Source organism: Pararhodospirillum photometricum DSM 122 (assembly GCF_000284415.1).
Taxonomy (GTDB): Bacteria; Pseudomonadota; Alphaproteobacteria; order Rhodospirillales; family Rhodospirillaceae; genus Pararhodospirillum; species Pararhodospirillum photometricum.
Genome location: NC_017059.1, coordinates 3,761,270 through 3,775,565, shown reverse-complemented (window position 1 = coordinate 3,775,565; position 14,296 = coordinate 3,761,270). Strand labels below are relative to the sequence as shown.

Genomic DNA, 14,296 nt, shown 5'->3' with positions numbered 1-14,296 from the left:
GAAATAAAATATGAGGTCCTAGCATCTTTTGTTTTAACGAATCCACAACGCCTTCAGGCGATTGTGAAGAAAGCCTCCGTCAGGGTCTTGGAGCTCTCTCCTGTCTTGTCACCTTCTTGACCACAATGGCGGGCGCTCAAGAGCTGGATCGAGAGAGGTTTCCGCTCAAGTGCGGGAAGGGGGCTATGGGAGCTGCGCCGTTTCGGCTTTCCTTGCCTCCTCTCCTCGTGTTGCTCCCTTTGTGGTGTGTGTCGCTTTTTCCCTGCCGTCGGTTTAGTCTTTTTTTAAACCGGATCCGTAGTCCTAAGAAGTCATTCCTTTGGCCTCCCCCGGAAAGAGGTAGTGTCTGATGAAACAGACCCCGGCCCATGCCGTCGCCAATGCCGAGATCTTGTCCCTGGTTCCCTCGACGGCGCGGTGTGTCGTCGAGGTCGGGTGTATGCTGGGGGCCATGGCGCGCGAGGTGCGCAAGGCCGCGCCGAAGACGCGTTTCGTGGGAATCGACATCGATCCCGACTATGCCGCCCAGGCGGCCGCCTTTTGTACCGAGACCCACGCGGGGGATATCGAGACCTTTACCCCGGCCCAATGGGAGGCGTTGTTTCCCAGCGATTGCTGGATCTTTGGCGACTGCCTGGAGCATTTGCGCGATCCCTGGCGTGTCTTGCGCCGCGTTCGCCGACGCATTGACCCGGACGGGTGTTTGCTGGTGTGCGTGCCCAATGCCCAGCACTGGAGCGTTCAGTGGCGTTTGGCGTCCGGTCAGTTCCGCTACGAAGACCAGGGCTTGATGGATCGTACCCATCTGCGCTGGTTTACGCGCATCACGATGCTGGAGATGTTCGCGGCCACCGGCTGGCAGGTCGAGCAGGGGCTGACCCGGCTGTTGCCGGCGATTGCGCAGCAAGACGCCATCTTGCAGGCGTTGCGGGGCCTTGCGGTCGCCGGGGGCTTTGATCCCGAGGGGGCCGTGAGCGATGCCTTGCCGTTTCAGTATGTCTTCAAGTGTGTCCCGGGGCCGGTGCCCGAGGGGAGGGAGGACGGCGAGAATCCCGCCGCAGAGACGATGAGCCGGCCGGCTTCGACGCCCGTGCCGCGGTCGTCGGCCAAAGCGGAGCGGGTGGCTTTGTATCAGATCGCCTATGCCAAGGAAACGGTGATCGAGCCGGGATACGCTCGCCTCGACAACACGGATAACCCTCGGCCCGACTGGCGTGAATACTGGCCGATCCGGCGTTTTTTGTTGGAGGAAACGCTCGATGAGATGACGTTCTATGGGTTCTTCAGCCCCAAGTTCGGCACCAAGACCCTGCTGTCCCATGATCAGGTCGTGGCTTTCATTGATGCCCAGGCCGCCCAGGCTGATGTGATCTTGTTTTCTCCCCAGCCCGATATGGGGGCCATGTTTCTTAACGTTTTCGAGCAGGCCGAGGTGTTCGATCCCGGGCTGATGGAGGCGTACCAAAGCTTCCTGAATCAACGAGGGGTGGATGTCCCCTTGAGCAGCTTGGTGATGGATGCGCGCCACGTGGTCTTTTCCAATTTCTTTGTGGCACGGCCCGCGTTTTGGCGGGAATGGCTGGCGTTTAATGAGGCCTTGTTTGCGGTGTGTGAAGGGCCTGAGACCCCCTTGCGCACCGCGCTTTGCCAGCCGACCACCTATCCAGGCGAGGTGGAGCGCAAGGTTTTCCTGCAAGAGCGAACCGCTTCCTTGCTTCTCACCATGGATCCGTCCTGGCGGGTCGCTGTTCACGATCCCTTTGGCAAAGCGTGGTCGATGTCGCGGTTTCGCGAACACCCCATGGACGCGGCGATCAGTGACAGCCTCAAGAGGGCCTACCGAGATACCGCTTTCCCGCAGTATCTGGAGGCTTTCTCGACGGTGCGTGAACGCTTTCGCCAAGCCGGTCCGCAGGAGGACGCAGGGGAGGAGAGGGGGCGGCGCTACCGCCATGTTCTGGTCGCCTGCGCTCGGTGGGAGGCTCCTTACATCCGGGAGTGGTTGTCCTATCACCGAGCCCTTGGCTTCGATCACGTCTATCTGTGCTGCAATGATGATGATCCGAGCGCGCTTGTGACCGAAATTAGTCTGAGCCCAACCTTGGTCGATTTTGTGACGGTCCGGCACTTCCCCGAGCGGGGACAGCAACGGGCGATGTATTTGTCCATGATGGACCTAGTCTCCCAGCGGGCGGACTGGGTGATGTTCCTCGATATCGACGAATTTTTGGTTTTACGGGGCGTTAATAACCTGGGAGATTTCTTGGCCCGTTTCCCGGAGACGGTGGATACGGTGTATTTTAACTGGCTCATGTTCGGCAATAGTGGTTTCGTCAGCCGGCCGGCTGGGAGCGTTCTGGAGCAATACACGTGGCGTGCTCAGGGGGTTGATCCTCACACCAAACATATCAGTCGCGTGTCCAGGCTGGATGTTGAGGCCCTGCGGCAAACCCAGAGCGCTTTTTGGCATGGCCTGCCCAACCCGGATTTTGCTCTTCTTTCCAGGGTCAATGTGCTGGGGACCGACTGGGGCGGGTATTGGGACCGTTTTCCCGAGCACGCCCAATCGGAGGTTGATGACAGCGCGCTAGCAGAGTCGTTGATCGCCACCGCCACGGTCCATCATTACGTAATGAAGTCTGAAGAGGACTTTTTGATCAGGGTGCGCCGGAGTGTCGAGGGGCAGTTTGGGGGGCAACTCAAATGGCTGGAGACCTTCCAGCAAGGGGGGCACACAGCGTACCTCGCCAGTCTTCGGCAGGTCGAGGACCCGTATTTGCAGGACTTTGCCCGCTCCCACCCCCTGGAGGTGTCCCAGAAGGGGCCTACAACGGCGGTGATGGCCGAGACCTCGTCGTGGCAGGCCCCCCTGCACCTGGAGTCAAGCTCCGGTCGGGTCACCCATGGCACGCATGGGTCCGGCGGCCGTTATGTGGAACGGGGCGAGCATCTGCTGATTGAGTGGGATGACTGGCCAGCAGAAGTCTTTCAGCGGGACGGCGAGGTGTATCGCAAGCTGGAAACGCTTGGCGCCGGCCCGAATACCCTGAGCCTTGAGCAGCCTGCCTTTGCCCGTCTGGAAGCCTCCCGCGCTCCGCTGGCTTCCGTGTGCTGGGAGGTGAGCGAGGGGACATGGGTGCATGTTCGGCCCGGGACGTCGGATCTGCCCGTGGTCACCTCGGTTTTCTGGGCTCACAGCTATGATCTAGGGCATGATCTGGGCGAGGTGCGGACCGTGGTCGATTTGGGGGCCAACATCGGCGCCTCGGCTCTCTATTTCGCCCAGCGTTATCCCAAGGCGACCCTCGTGGCCGTCGAGCCGGAAGAGAGCAACTTCCTGCTGCTGCAAAAAAACCTGCTGGGCTTGCCTCGGGTCTTCCCGCTGCGCGCCGCCATCTGGTCGCACGATACCGAGTGCGAGGTCGATGTGGAGGAGCAAGGACAGGCGCGGGCCCCGTGGGCTTTTCGCAGCCGCGCGGTGGGGGAAGGCGGGGCGCGGGTTGCCGCGTGGTCGATGCCCACCTTGTTGCGGCACTATGAGATGACCACGGTCGATCTGCTGAAAATCGATGTCGAGGGCGCCGAGGTCGAGTTGTTCTGCGGGTCCCTGGCGTGGTTGGAACAGGTGCGCTGGGTGGTGATTGAAACCCATGAGCGCTTCCGCCCCGGTGCCGAGGAGGCCGTCACTCGGGCCCTCGCGCCAACCCACCAGGAACACGCAAGCGTTGCCGGGAACCGTGTGTTCTCACGACGAGACACCTACCAAGATCTCTGATTCCCAGAGGGGTCTGGGGAGGCAAGCCTCCCCAGCCTTCCTTTTTTCTCTCCCCTTGGCTTACAGTCCCCGAGGACCCTGCACCGCTGGCGGCAGGTCGGCCATCAACGCCCGATAGAGGTCGTCGTAGTCCGGTCGCGCGCCGATCTCCTCCCGGTCGGGATCCAGCGTGACCCCCAGGGCCAACACGGTGTCGAGCCCGGTAAGGTCGGGCACGGGGAGCGGGGCACCGGGCAAGGCCTCGTACAAGGCTTCCAGCCGGCGCACCAAGGCCGTCATGTCAAACAAAACACAGGTCTCGTGGGCGGCGGCCAAGCGTGCGCGCAGGGTCTGTCGGGCCTCGGCGTCCTGCCCCAGCATGATGGCCCGCGCCGTGTAGTCTTCCGGGCTCTTACAAACCAGATCGGGCAGGCCGGCGGCGCGCACGAGGCTGCCGCAAACCCGGGAGGCAAAGGCCCGGCCCGACCACGTCAGCACCGGCACCCCACGCCACAAGGCATCCGAGGCCGTGGTGTGCGCCCCGTAGGGGGCCGTATCGAGGAACAGGTCGGCCAGGGCATAGCGGGCGAGGTGGACCGGGTTGGGGACCCGGGGGGCAAACACCAAGCGGGCGGGATCGATGCCCCGGGCCTGCGCTTCCGCCTGGAGGCGCTCCCGGGTGGTGCGGCCGGGATCAAGCAGCCACAGCACCCCATCGGGCACCGCCGCGAGCACGCTTATCCAGCGCTCGAAGGTAAAGCGGGTGATTTTGTAGGCGGCATTGAAGCAGCAATAGACCACGGCCTCCTCGGGCAGGCCGGCTTCGGCGCGGCTGGGCACGGGGCCGATCTCGCGATGAAGGTCGTTGGGCTGGTAGCAGGGCAGGCGAAGCACCTTCTCCGAGTAGTACTTTTCATGCGACGGCGGAATAATCCAGTCATCGGCGATGATGTAATGGTGAAAGGGGCTGCCGGTGGTGCCCGGATAGCCCAGCCAGTTGATCAGGATCGGCGCGGGCCGGCGGGCGATGATGCCCGGGCGCGCCCCATCGGTATGGCCGTTGAGATCAACCAGGAGGTCGAGGTCGGCGGCGGCAATCTGCCGCGCCGCACTGTCGTCGTCGAGGCCGGTCAGCTCCTGCCAATGCTCGACCGATTGTTGCAGGCGCAGGCGGTGGCCGTCGAGCCCGGCCGGACCGGTGTAAAAAGCGAAAATCTCGAACCGGGTCCGGTCGTGGCCGACAAACACCTCGGGCACCAGCGAGCCCACCGCATGGCCGCGCAGGTCCGCGGACACATAGCCCACCCGTACCCGGCGTGTGCCGTCGTCCGTCGGTCGCGCCGGGCAGGGCAGGGGCGCGATCTCCGGGCGCCAAGGCGTATAGGCGGCGCCGGCCGCCAGCAGCAGCCAGGGGTCGTCCGTGTGGGCGGCCAGGGCCAGGGGGGGCATGCGCCGGCGCAGGGTCGCCGGGGTGTGGGTTTCGACCGGTTCCAGCAAGGGCCAGCAGCATTGGGCTTGTCGGGTGCTGATCCAGTGCTGGCTGATCTCGGGGTCGTGGGACTCCAGGGCCAGGAGGGCGCGCAGGACGGGCTCGGCCTCATCCTCGCGCTGGGCGCGCTCCAGGCTATGGGCGAGATGGCGCAAGGCCAGGGTTTTGAGGTGGAGCGCCTCGGGCGTCAAGGCTCCCAGGCGCTCTAGGACATCATGCCAGCTTGCCATGGCTCCTTCGCTGTCGCCTGTGCGCGACAGGAAAATGCCTCGGTTGACCCGCGCGGCATGAAAGGCCGGGTCGCGCTCCAGAGCCTCGTCGAGGGAGGCAACCGCAGCCCCTAGATCGCCACTGGCAGCCAGGGCGATGGAGAGGTTGAACAACACAGGCCCGCGCTCCGGGGCATCGGGGTGGCTGTCGAGCCAGAGGCGGTAGAGCTGGGCCGCGCGCTGAGGCTGGCCCTGGGCACTCAGGGCGTCGGTGACCTGCAACAAGCCCAGGGCATCAAGCCGCCGGTTGGCCAGGGCATCGATGCCCTCAAGGAAAAGGTCTGTGCTCACGCCGCCTCCGCGTCCTGGTTGGAATGCCGCAAAAGACTCTGGTGTCTTTTGGTCAGTTGGGCAACCATCAGCGTGGCACACGGCGGGGCCCGCAGGGGCGGCCCAAGCGTGGGACCGTTATGGGAATAAGGACTCCTTTGCCATGACCGATGTTTCTGGGGCCGCCACGGGTTCGTTTCAGGCTTTCACGGGGATCTCTGTGCCGGTGGGGCTTGTGGATGTCGGGGCCAACTTTCTCGATGACCCGCCGCCTTATACCCCTGTCCTTGCGGCGGGGGCGGCCTCTTTGGTGGGGTTCGAGCCCAACCCTCGCGCCCTGGCCGATCTCATCGCCCGCCAAGGGCCCGGCGAAACCTACCTGCCGCACGCCATCGGCGATGGTCGGGAGCACACCTTGCGGGTTTGTCGGGCCGAGGGCATGACCTCCTTGCTGGAGCCCGATCCCCGGGTGCTCGGCCTGTTTCATGGCTTTTCGCAGTGGGGCGAGGTCCTGGAGCACCGCCTTGTCCCCACCGTGCGCCTTGACGATGTGCCCGAAATTCGGGTCATGGACTATTTGTCCATGGACATCCAAGGGGCCGAACTGATGGCTCTGCGTCACGCCGAAAAGCGCTTGGCGGAAGCCGTGATGTTGCGCATCGAAGTTGAGTTTCTTCCCTTGTATAAGGGGCAGCCACTCTTTGCGGATATCGACCTTTTCTTGCGCGATCGGGGCTTTGTCCTGCATTGCTTCTCCCCCCTCGTCAAGAGGACCGTGCAGCCCTTGATTGTCAATAACAGTGTGTATGAGGGGCTCAATCAGCTCTTGTGGGCCGACGCCGTGTTTGTGCGTGACTTCACCCGCCCCGAGATCATGACCGACCATCAACTGCTGGCCCTCGCGCGTCTCGCGCATGAAATCCAGGGGTCGTTTGATCTCAGCTTGCACCTGTTGCAGCACTACGATCAGCGGACCACCGCCGATCTGGCCGGGCGGTATCGGGATCGTTTGCTGGGAGAGGAGCAGGCGTGACAACGGTAGGGGGGCGCTTGCCTCGGTGACGCGGAGCTGCCGTCCCGGACCCCGTCCTGGGGCCAACGGCTCGATTATGTCCAGCCGCCAGTCGCTCGGCATGGCCGGAGACGCGGGTCAGCCTTGTGTCGGCTATCAGGCCCGAGCGGTTCTCCATCAGCCCGTGGCCGATAAAACACAGTTTAGCCTCCATGCCCGGTCCCTTGCGGTAGAGCATGGTGGTCGGGATCGGATGCTCTCTGGGTGTCGTTGGAGCGCTTCTCGCCTCGGAAATCAGCCGAGGCGTTGCGACCACCGCCACCATCCTTCGTCTTTCTCAGCCTAGGGCATCAGCTTGGTCCTCCCAAGCCGACGCTATGAACTGTTACCCAGGTCCCTGGTCAGGAGTGTTACCAACCTAGCCGGTCAGCGCCGGGCATCGCCCCGGGCGGGGCCCGGGGGTAGCAGCCTCGCGTCCCGTCCAGACAGCCCTAAGGCAACAACCTTTCTGGAATCAGCCGACGCAAGGCTTGGCGTCCGATCGCCCGAAAGCGGGGGCTGTGGAGGCAATAGCCGCCGACCAAACCGACGAGGCAGCCCAGCACGGTATCGAACAACCGGGCTTCAATCAGCAGCGCAGGCGAGCCGCCCCGCCCCAACTGGGCGGCCTCGACCAGGAGAATGGTCAAGGGGGTAATGAACACCACGGCAAAGGCATAATGGCGCACCACCAGGGTCTCGATGATCAAGGTCAGGCCCATCATGATCAGCGACAGGCTCCAGGGGTCGAGCGGCAGCATCAACAGTCCCCAGGCCAGCGCGAGGCCCAAGGCGGTTCCTACCAGTCGATGGACCTGCCGGTTCCACACGGCCCGCAGGCTGACGCCTTGAATGACCGCCAAGCAACTGACCGGCACCCAGTAGGCGTTGTGGAGTTGGAAAAGCTGGGCGAGGGCCAGTGACACCCCAACAAAGAGGCCGATCACCACCGGATCGAAAACCAGGAAGTCAAAACTTGGCGAGGGGCGCTCCGGGACCGGGCCGGGAGGACGGGTGCGCAGGTCGTAAAGGCTGTAGAAGAAGGCGATGAGGCAGGCGAGCAGGCCGCCCATGCTGACCAAGCCCACAAAGAGGGGGACATCGAGAATCCCCAGGGGCGAATAGGCGCCAATCGACGCGGCCATGATGAAAAACAGCCCCCCCGGCATGCCCAGGCCATAGAAACGGCTGATCATCAACACCAAAATCGCCATGCCGGCCAGCACCGGCATCATCAGCACCGGCACGAAGTGACTGATCACCCCCAGGGTGTAGCAGGCGGTCATGCCGAAAGCGCACACCATCAGCGTGACCATGCGCGAGGCCAGAGGCGTGTTGCTCAAATACAGAAAGATTAAGCCGCCCAGCGAGGACGCCTGCCCATAGTCCATATGCCCGAAATAGGCGCCGGTCAGGAGGGGAAAGCCGGTGGCGGCGGCGGCGGCAATCGGCATGTGCCAGGGCCGGTCGCTGCGAGCCAGCGTGAAGAAATGCTGGGCTTCCCGACGCAGCAGGGCGAGAAGGCCGGAAGGAGGGGCTTGGGGTTCCATGGCGCGGTCCACCACCAACAAGAAAAACCGCCCGGGGCCGAAGCCACCGGGCGGCGATCAAGGTGTCCGAGGCCACATCGCCTTCAAGAAGGCGGGGCGCAACAGACCACCGGAAGGAAGCCTTAGAGGCCCTTCTCGATGAAGCCCTTGAACAGGTACTGGGACAGCGGGCCGCCCAGAACGAACAGGTGAATGATGGTGACGACGGTCACCAGAATGGCGGCAGAGGCGAACAGGGCCTGAGCGGGGTTAACCAGCAGCCAAACTCTCCACATGGCTTTTCTCTCCGAAAAGGTTTATGAACCGACAGAACTGGACCAGAACTTGTGAGCCCCGGAGACTTCCAGGGATCAAGCGAAAGCTCTTAGAACCAGGGCAGGTAGTGGTAGGTGAACACGTGAGCGAACGCGGACAGAACGATCCACGCGCCCAGGCCCTGGGTGTACCAGGAGTGGAACTCCTGAGCTTCCTTCTCGGTCAGACCCGACGGGTAAACCTTCGTGTTGTCAGCCATAATAATCCCTCCAAATAAATCGTGCATGAGCCCGAAATTGGCGCCTTCTCCCCACCAGAGGAGAGAACACCTACCCCTGGACCGCGTCGCTTCTGCACAGAAGACTTCGCTTTGCCTGGGGGCCCGGAGAGAGCTTGTGGCCTCCTCCCCGTCTGCGGCCACACAGTAGCAGTCCTGAGCCGCCTGTCAACGGCCACAATGTGGTTGAATTGTGTTTCCGCTCAAAAAATCTGCTGGACGGGGGCTCGGCCCCGCCGAGAGCGGATCCGGGTAGGAGATGGCGACCCCAGCCCCGGCCTCCAGCCCCTTCTCCCAGACCTGTCCTGCCGCGCTGCGGGGCCCTTTTGTCCGCCCTTGGGACCGAATCGGCGCCCTCCCCTCCTCCCTTGGACCCAGTTTCCCTCGGGTCGCCTCTTCGGCCTGTGACGGCGCGACCTCAACCATCAATAATTCTAACAGTTAGTCGCGTGTCGCGCGCTTTCCCTTCAAGGAAGCTAAATCCACCCGACAAAAATCCTCAATTGACCTGGGATCCCCTGAATAGTTTGATCAGTCCATGGACTAACCGGCTTTTTATCCATCACTCCCGAAAGCCGGTCCCCATGACCTGATCACATAAGGACCCGGCGCATGCCCGCGACGTTTGCCCGTCCCGACCTTTCCGAGCGCCACCCGTGCTTTGCCCCGCCTCGTCATGCCGGGCCGGCGCGGGCCGGCCGCTTGCATCTGCCGGTCAGTCCGGCGTGCAACATCACCTGCACCTTCTGTGCTCGGGGCGTTGACCCAACGGCGGCCCGGCCCGGGGTGGCGCGCCGCCTGCTCCGTCCCCAGGAGGCCCTGACGATCACCGAGCGGGCCCTGCGCCTGTGCCCGGAAATCTCGGTGGTGGGCATCGCTGGTCCGGGGGACACGCTGGCCACCGACCACGCCCTGGACACCTTCCGCCTGATTCACGCGGCGTTTCCGTCGCTGATCCTCTGCCTTTCGACCAATGGCCTGCGCCTGCCCGAGCGGCTCGACGCCCTGGTGGCTACAGGGGTGCAAACCCTCACGGTCACGGTCAACGCAGTGGACCCGGTGCTTCAGGCACGGATCTCCCCGGTGATTGCCTGGCAGGGGCGGCGCGTTGAGGGGCTGGCGGCGGCGGAGATCCTGATTGCCAGCCAACTGGAGGGCATCCGGCGCGCCCATGACCAGGGGGTGAGCGTCAAGGTCAACACGGTGCTCATCCCCGGGCTCAACGACCGGCACGTCGAGGCGATCGCCCAGGCGGTCGCAGCGGCCGGGGCCTCGTTGTTCAACATTATCCCCCTGATCCCCCAGCACGGGTTGGCCGATGTCCCGGCGCCCACCCCGGCCCAGGTGGCTCGGGCCCGCCTGGAGGCCGGCACGCATCTCAGCGTGTTTTCCCACTGCCAACGCTGCCGCGCCGATGCGGCGGGCATTCCCGGCGTCACCGACATCGCCGAGCGCCTCTATGACCGGCGCCTTGACGCCGAGACCTTCTCTCACGGCTAAAAGTCCAAGGAATTGTAAGACCATGGCCAAGGAACTCAAGCAGATCGCCATTTATGGCAAGGGTGGCATCGGCAAGTCCACCACCACCTCCAACATCAGCGCGGCACTAGCCGAGGCGGGCTACCGGGTGATGCAGTTTGGCTGCGATCCCAAGAGCGATTCCACCAACACCTTGCGCGGCGGCACCTACATTCCCTCGGTACTTGATCTGCTGCGGGCCAATGCTCGGGTCGATGCCCACGAGGCGATTTTCGAGGGTTTTGGCGGCATTTACTGCGTCGAGGCCGGTGGCCCAGCCCCGGGGGTGGGCTGCGCCGGGCGGGGGATCATCACCGCCGTCGAGCTGTTGAACCAGCAGAACGTCTTCGAGGAACTGGATCTGGACTACGTGGTCTTCGACGTGCTGGGCGACGTGGTGTGCGGCGGCTTTGCCGTGCCGATCCGCGAGGGCATTGCCCAGCATGTGTTCACCGTGTCGTCCTCGGACTTCATGGCGATCTATGCGGCCAACAACCTGTTCAAGGGCATTCAGAAGTACTCGAACGCGGGCGGCGCGCTGCTGGGCGGGGTGATCGCCAACTCGATCAATACCGACTTCCAGCGCCAGATCATCGACGACTTCGTGGCTCGCACCGAAACCCAGATCGTGCAGTACGTGCCGCGTTCGCTGACCGTCACCCAGTCCGAATTGCAGGGCAAAACCACCATCGAGGCGGCGCCGACCTCGGAGCAGGCCGACATCTACCGCACCTTGGCCCAACGCATTGTCGCCCACACGGAATCGAAGGTCCCCACGCCGCTCGATCCGCAAGAGCTGCGCGACTGGTCGGCCTCGTGGGCCGATACCCTGATTGCCCAGGAAAAGGTCGCCTACCATCCCCACGCCCTGGTCTCCTGAGGACGCCATGAGCATCAATCTGAAAACCCCCGTCGTCGAAAGTCGCGAGCAGCGGCTCGGCACCATCATCGGCTGGGACGGCAAAGCCTCGGACCTGTCGCGGGAATCGGCCTATGCCCGGGGCGACGGCTGCGGCGGCTGCGGCGGCGGTAAGGGCAAAGCCCGGCGGGTATGCGAGCAGCGCAGTCCCTTCAGCCAGGGCTCGGTGTGCTCGGAGCAGATGGTAGAGTGCCAAGCCGGCAACGTGCGGGGCGCGGTGCTGGTCCAGCATTCGCCGCTGGGCTGCGGCGCTGGGCAGGTGATCTACAACTCGATCTTCCGCAACGGCCTCGCGATCCGGGGCTTGCCGGTCGAGAATCTGCACCTCATCACCACCAACCTGCAAGAGCGGGACATGGTCTATGGCGGGGTGGAGAAGCTGGAGCGCACGATCCGCGACGCCTTTGAGCGCCATGCCCCCAAGGCCATTTTCATCGCCACCTCCTGCGCCACGGCGATCATTGGCGACGACATCGAAAGCGTGGCCAGCGCGCTGGAGGACGAGTTTAAGATCCCGGTGATCCCCCTGCACTGCGAGGGCTTCAAGTCCAAACACTGGAGCACCGGCTTCGACGCGACCCAGCACGGCATTGTCCGCCAAATCGTGCGCAAGAACCCGACGCGCAAACAGGAAGATCTGGTCAACGTGATCAACCTGTGGGGCTCGGACATCTTTTCGCCCATGCTGGCCGAGCTGGGCCTGCGGGTGAATTACGTGGTGGACCTCGCCACCGTCGAGGATCTGGCCCAGATGTCGGAAGCGGCGGCCACCGTGGGCTTTTGCTACACGCTCTCCACCTACATGGCGGCGGCGCTGGAGCAGGAGTTCGGGGTTCCCGAGGTCAAGGCGCCCATGCCCTATGGCTTTGCCGGCACCGATGCTTGGCTGCGCGAGATCGCCCGGGTGACGGGACGCGAGGACAAGGCCGAGGCCTACATTGCCCGCGAGCATGCCCGCGTGAAACCCGAACTGGAGCGCTTGCGCGAAAAGTTGAAGGGGGTCAAGGGCTTTGTCTCCACGGGCTCGGCCTATGCCCATGGCTTGATCCAGGTCCTGCGCGAGCTGGGGGTCGAGGTTGATGGCTCGCTGGTCTTCCATCACGACCCGGTCTACGACAGCCAGGATCCGCGCCAGGACTCGCTTGCCCACCTGATCGACAACTACGGCGACGTGACCCACTTCAGCGTCGGCAATCGGCAGCAGTACCAGTTCTATGGTCTCCTCAAGCGGGTGGACCCGGATTTCATCATCATCCGCCACAACGGCTTGGCCCCCTTGGCTTCACGGCTGGGTATTCCCGCCATCCCGTTGGGAGACGAACACATTGCCGTGGGCTACCAGGGCATGATCAACCTGGGCGAGAGCATCCTCGACGTCCTGGCCCACCGCAAATTCCATCACGACATCGCCCGCCACGTCCGCCTGCCCTACAAGGACAGTTGGCTGGCCCGCGATCCCTTTGATCTCGCCCGGGGAGCCTGAGCATGCCTGACTCCGATACCCTGACCCCGGGAGCCCAGCCGGCCCCGGCCGCTGTTTCCCTCGCACCTCCCGTGCCGACCAACTCCATCGAGCAGGTGCGCTCGGTGTGTTCCATTGGGGCGATGCACACGGCCTCGGCCATTCCTCGGGTGATCCCGATCACCCACTGCGGGCCGGGCTGCGCCGACAAGCAGTTCATGAACGTGGCCTTTTACAATGGCTTCCAAGGCGGCGGTTATGGCGGTGGCGCGGTGGCGCCCAGCACCAACATCACCGAGCGCGAGGTGGTGTTTGGCGGCGCCGAGCGGCTGGAAGAGCTGATCGCGGCCAGCCTGGAGGTGCTCGACGCCGATCTGTTCGTGGTGCTGACCGGCTGCATTCCCGATCTGGTGGGCGACGACATCGGCGCCGTGGTCAGCCCCTTCCAAAAGCGCGGCGTGCCCATCGTCTATGCCGAGACCGGAGGTTTTCGCGGCAACAACTTCCTCGGGCACGAGCGCGTCACCAAGGCAATCATCGACCAGTTCGTCGGCGACTATGACCCGGCCCGCGACGGCCCACGCGACCCGCACACCGTTAATGTCTGGTCCCTACTCCCTTATCACAATACCTTCTGGCGCGGCGACCTCACCGAGATCAAGCGGGTGCTCGAAGGGATCGGGCTTCGCGTCAACATCCTGTTTGGCCCCGAATCGGCTGGGGTCGCCGAATGGAAGGCCATCCCCCGGGCCGGCTTCAACTTGGTTTTGTCGCCCTGGCTGGGCCTCGACACGGCCCGCCACCTGGAAGCCCGCTACGACCAGCCCTTTTTGCACCACCCGGTCCTGCCGATCGGCGCGGGCGAGACCGGTACCTTCCTGCGTGCGGTCGCGGCCTTTGCCGGCCTCGACAGCGCGCGGGTTGAAGCGTTCATTGCCGCCGAGGAAAAGACCTACTACCGCTACCTTGAGGATTTCACCGACTTTTATGCCGAATACTGGTGGGGGCTGCCGGCCAAGTTCGCGGTCATCGGCGACAGCACCTATGCGCTCGGTCTGTCCAAGTTCCTGGTCAATCAACTGGGCTTGATCCCGGCCTTGCAGATCGTGACCGAGAACCCGCCCGAGGAGGCGCGAGACACCATCAAGGCCGAGTTCGCCCGCTTGGCCGATGATGTCAGCGCCGAGGTCTTGTTCGAGGAAGATAGCTACATCATCCACCACCACCTCAAGAACACGTCGTTCGGTCACAAGGCGCCCATCATTTTCGGCACGACGTGGGAACGCGACGTCGCCAAACAACTCAAGGGCGCCTTGGTCGAGGTGGGCTTCCCCGCCTCGTATGAAGTGGTGCTCGCCCGCAGCTACGTGGGCTATCGCGGCGCTCTCACCTTGCTCGAAAAAATCTACACAACTACTGTTGGTGCTAGCGCTTGACGGGTAGTTCGGGGTTGCTGCCTCGCGCCACCGAGGCAGATCCCTC

The 14,296-nt window shown here is 63.8% G+C and carries 10 protein-coding genes and 1 pseudogene; 6 read left to right on the top strand and 5 right to left on the bottom strand.

Translation table 11 applies throughout. From position 1 onward, the window contains the following. Positions 1 to 349: 349 nt before the first annotated feature. On the top strand, positions 350 to 3,775 hold the full coding sequence (locus tag RSPPHO_RS18435) for an FkbM family methyltransferase (RefSeq protein WP_014416399.1): 3,426 nt from the start codon (positions 350 to 352) through the stop codon (positions 3,773 to 3,775). A 60-nt stretch (positions 3,776 to 3,835) separates the two neighbouring features. On the opposite strand, the gene RSPPHO_RS16830 is transcribed toward RSPPHO_RS18435, so the two are convergent. Beyond that, entirely contained in the window at positions 3,836 to 5,803 is a 1,968-nt protein-coding gene (locus RSPPHO_RS16830; protein WP_051013971.1) for an O-linked N-acetylglucosamine transferase, SPINDLY family protein, read from the bottom strand. Positions 5,804 to 5,945: 142 nt separating this feature from the next. Between RSPPHO_RS16830 and RSPPHO_RS16825 the strand changes: the two genes are divergently transcribed. Next, positions 5,946 to 6,815 (top strand): FkbM family methyltransferase, encoded by an 870-nt coding sequence (locus RSPPHO_RS16825; protein WP_157879292.1) that lies wholly within the window; start codon positions 5,946 to 5,948, stop codon positions 6,813 to 6,815. An 82-nt stretch (positions 6,816 to 6,897) separates the two neighbouring features. Here RSPPHO_RS16825 and RSPPHO_RS19470 read toward each other — a convergent pair. The 4 genes and pseudogenes from RSPPHO_RS19470 to RSPPHO_RS19460 form a co-directional block, all read right to left on the bottom strand. Then, a pseudogene (locus RSPPHO_RS19470) lies at positions 6,898 to 7,114 on the bottom strand (IS5/IS1182 family transposase); the annotation flags it as partial. Positions 7,115 to 7,285: 171 nt separating this feature from the next. Further along, complete coding sequence (locus RSPPHO_RS16820) at positions 7,286 to 8,383, bottom strand: FUSC family protein (protein WP_041797798.1); 1,098 nt, start codon at positions 8,381 to 8,383, stop codon at positions 7,286 to 7,288. Between the two features lie 122 nt (positions 8,384 to 8,505). After that, the gene (gene pufA / locus RSPPHO_RS19465) at positions 8,506 to 8,658 is read right to left on the bottom strand and encodes a light-harvesting antenna LH1, alpha subunit (protein ID WP_014416395.1); all 153 of its coding nucleotides are present in this window, start codon (positions 8,656 to 8,658) and stop codon (positions 8,506 to 8,508) included. Between the two features lie 89 nt (positions 8,659 to 8,747). Beyond that, positions 8,748 to 8,897 carry a light-harvesting protein gene (locus RSPPHO_RS19460; RefSeq protein WP_173391159.1) on the bottom strand — a complete coding sequence of 50 codons (150 nt, stop codon included), beginning with the start codon at positions 8,895 to 8,897 and terminating at the stop codon, positions 8,748 to 8,750. Positions 8,898 to 9,527: 630 nt separating this feature from the next. Here RSPPHO_RS19460 and RSPPHO_RS16810 point away from each other — a divergent pair. Genes RSPPHO_RS16810 through RSPPHO_RS16795 form a run of 4 tightly spaced genes read left to right on the top strand, consistent with a single transcriptional unit; the run spans position 9,528 to position 14,250 of the window. Further along, entirely contained in the window at positions 9,528 to 10,415 is an 888-nt protein-coding gene (locus RSPPHO_RS16810) for a radical SAM protein (protein WP_014416393.1), read from the top strand. Between the two features lie 22 nt (positions 10,416 to 10,437). Further along, positions 10,438 to 11,313, top strand: coding sequence for a nitrogenase iron protein (nifH, locus tag RSPPHO_RS16805; protein WP_041796112.1), 876 nt, complete (start codon positions 10,438 to 10,440; stop codon positions 11,311 to 11,313). A gap of 7 nt (positions 11,314 to 11,320) precedes the next feature. After that, positions 11,321 to 12,835, top strand: a complete 1,515-nt coding sequence (locus RSPPHO_RS16800) for a nitrogenase component 1 (RefSeq protein WP_041796109.1) — start codon at positions 11,321 to 11,323, stop codon at positions 12,833 to 12,835. Between the two features lie 2 nt (positions 12,836 to 12,837). After that, complete coding sequence (locus RSPPHO_RS16795; RefSeq protein WP_014416390.1) at positions 12,838 to 14,250, top strand: nitrogenase component 1; 1,413 nt, start codon at positions 12,838 to 12,840, stop codon at positions 14,248 to 14,250. Positions 14,251 to 14,296 lie beyond the last annotated feature (46 nt).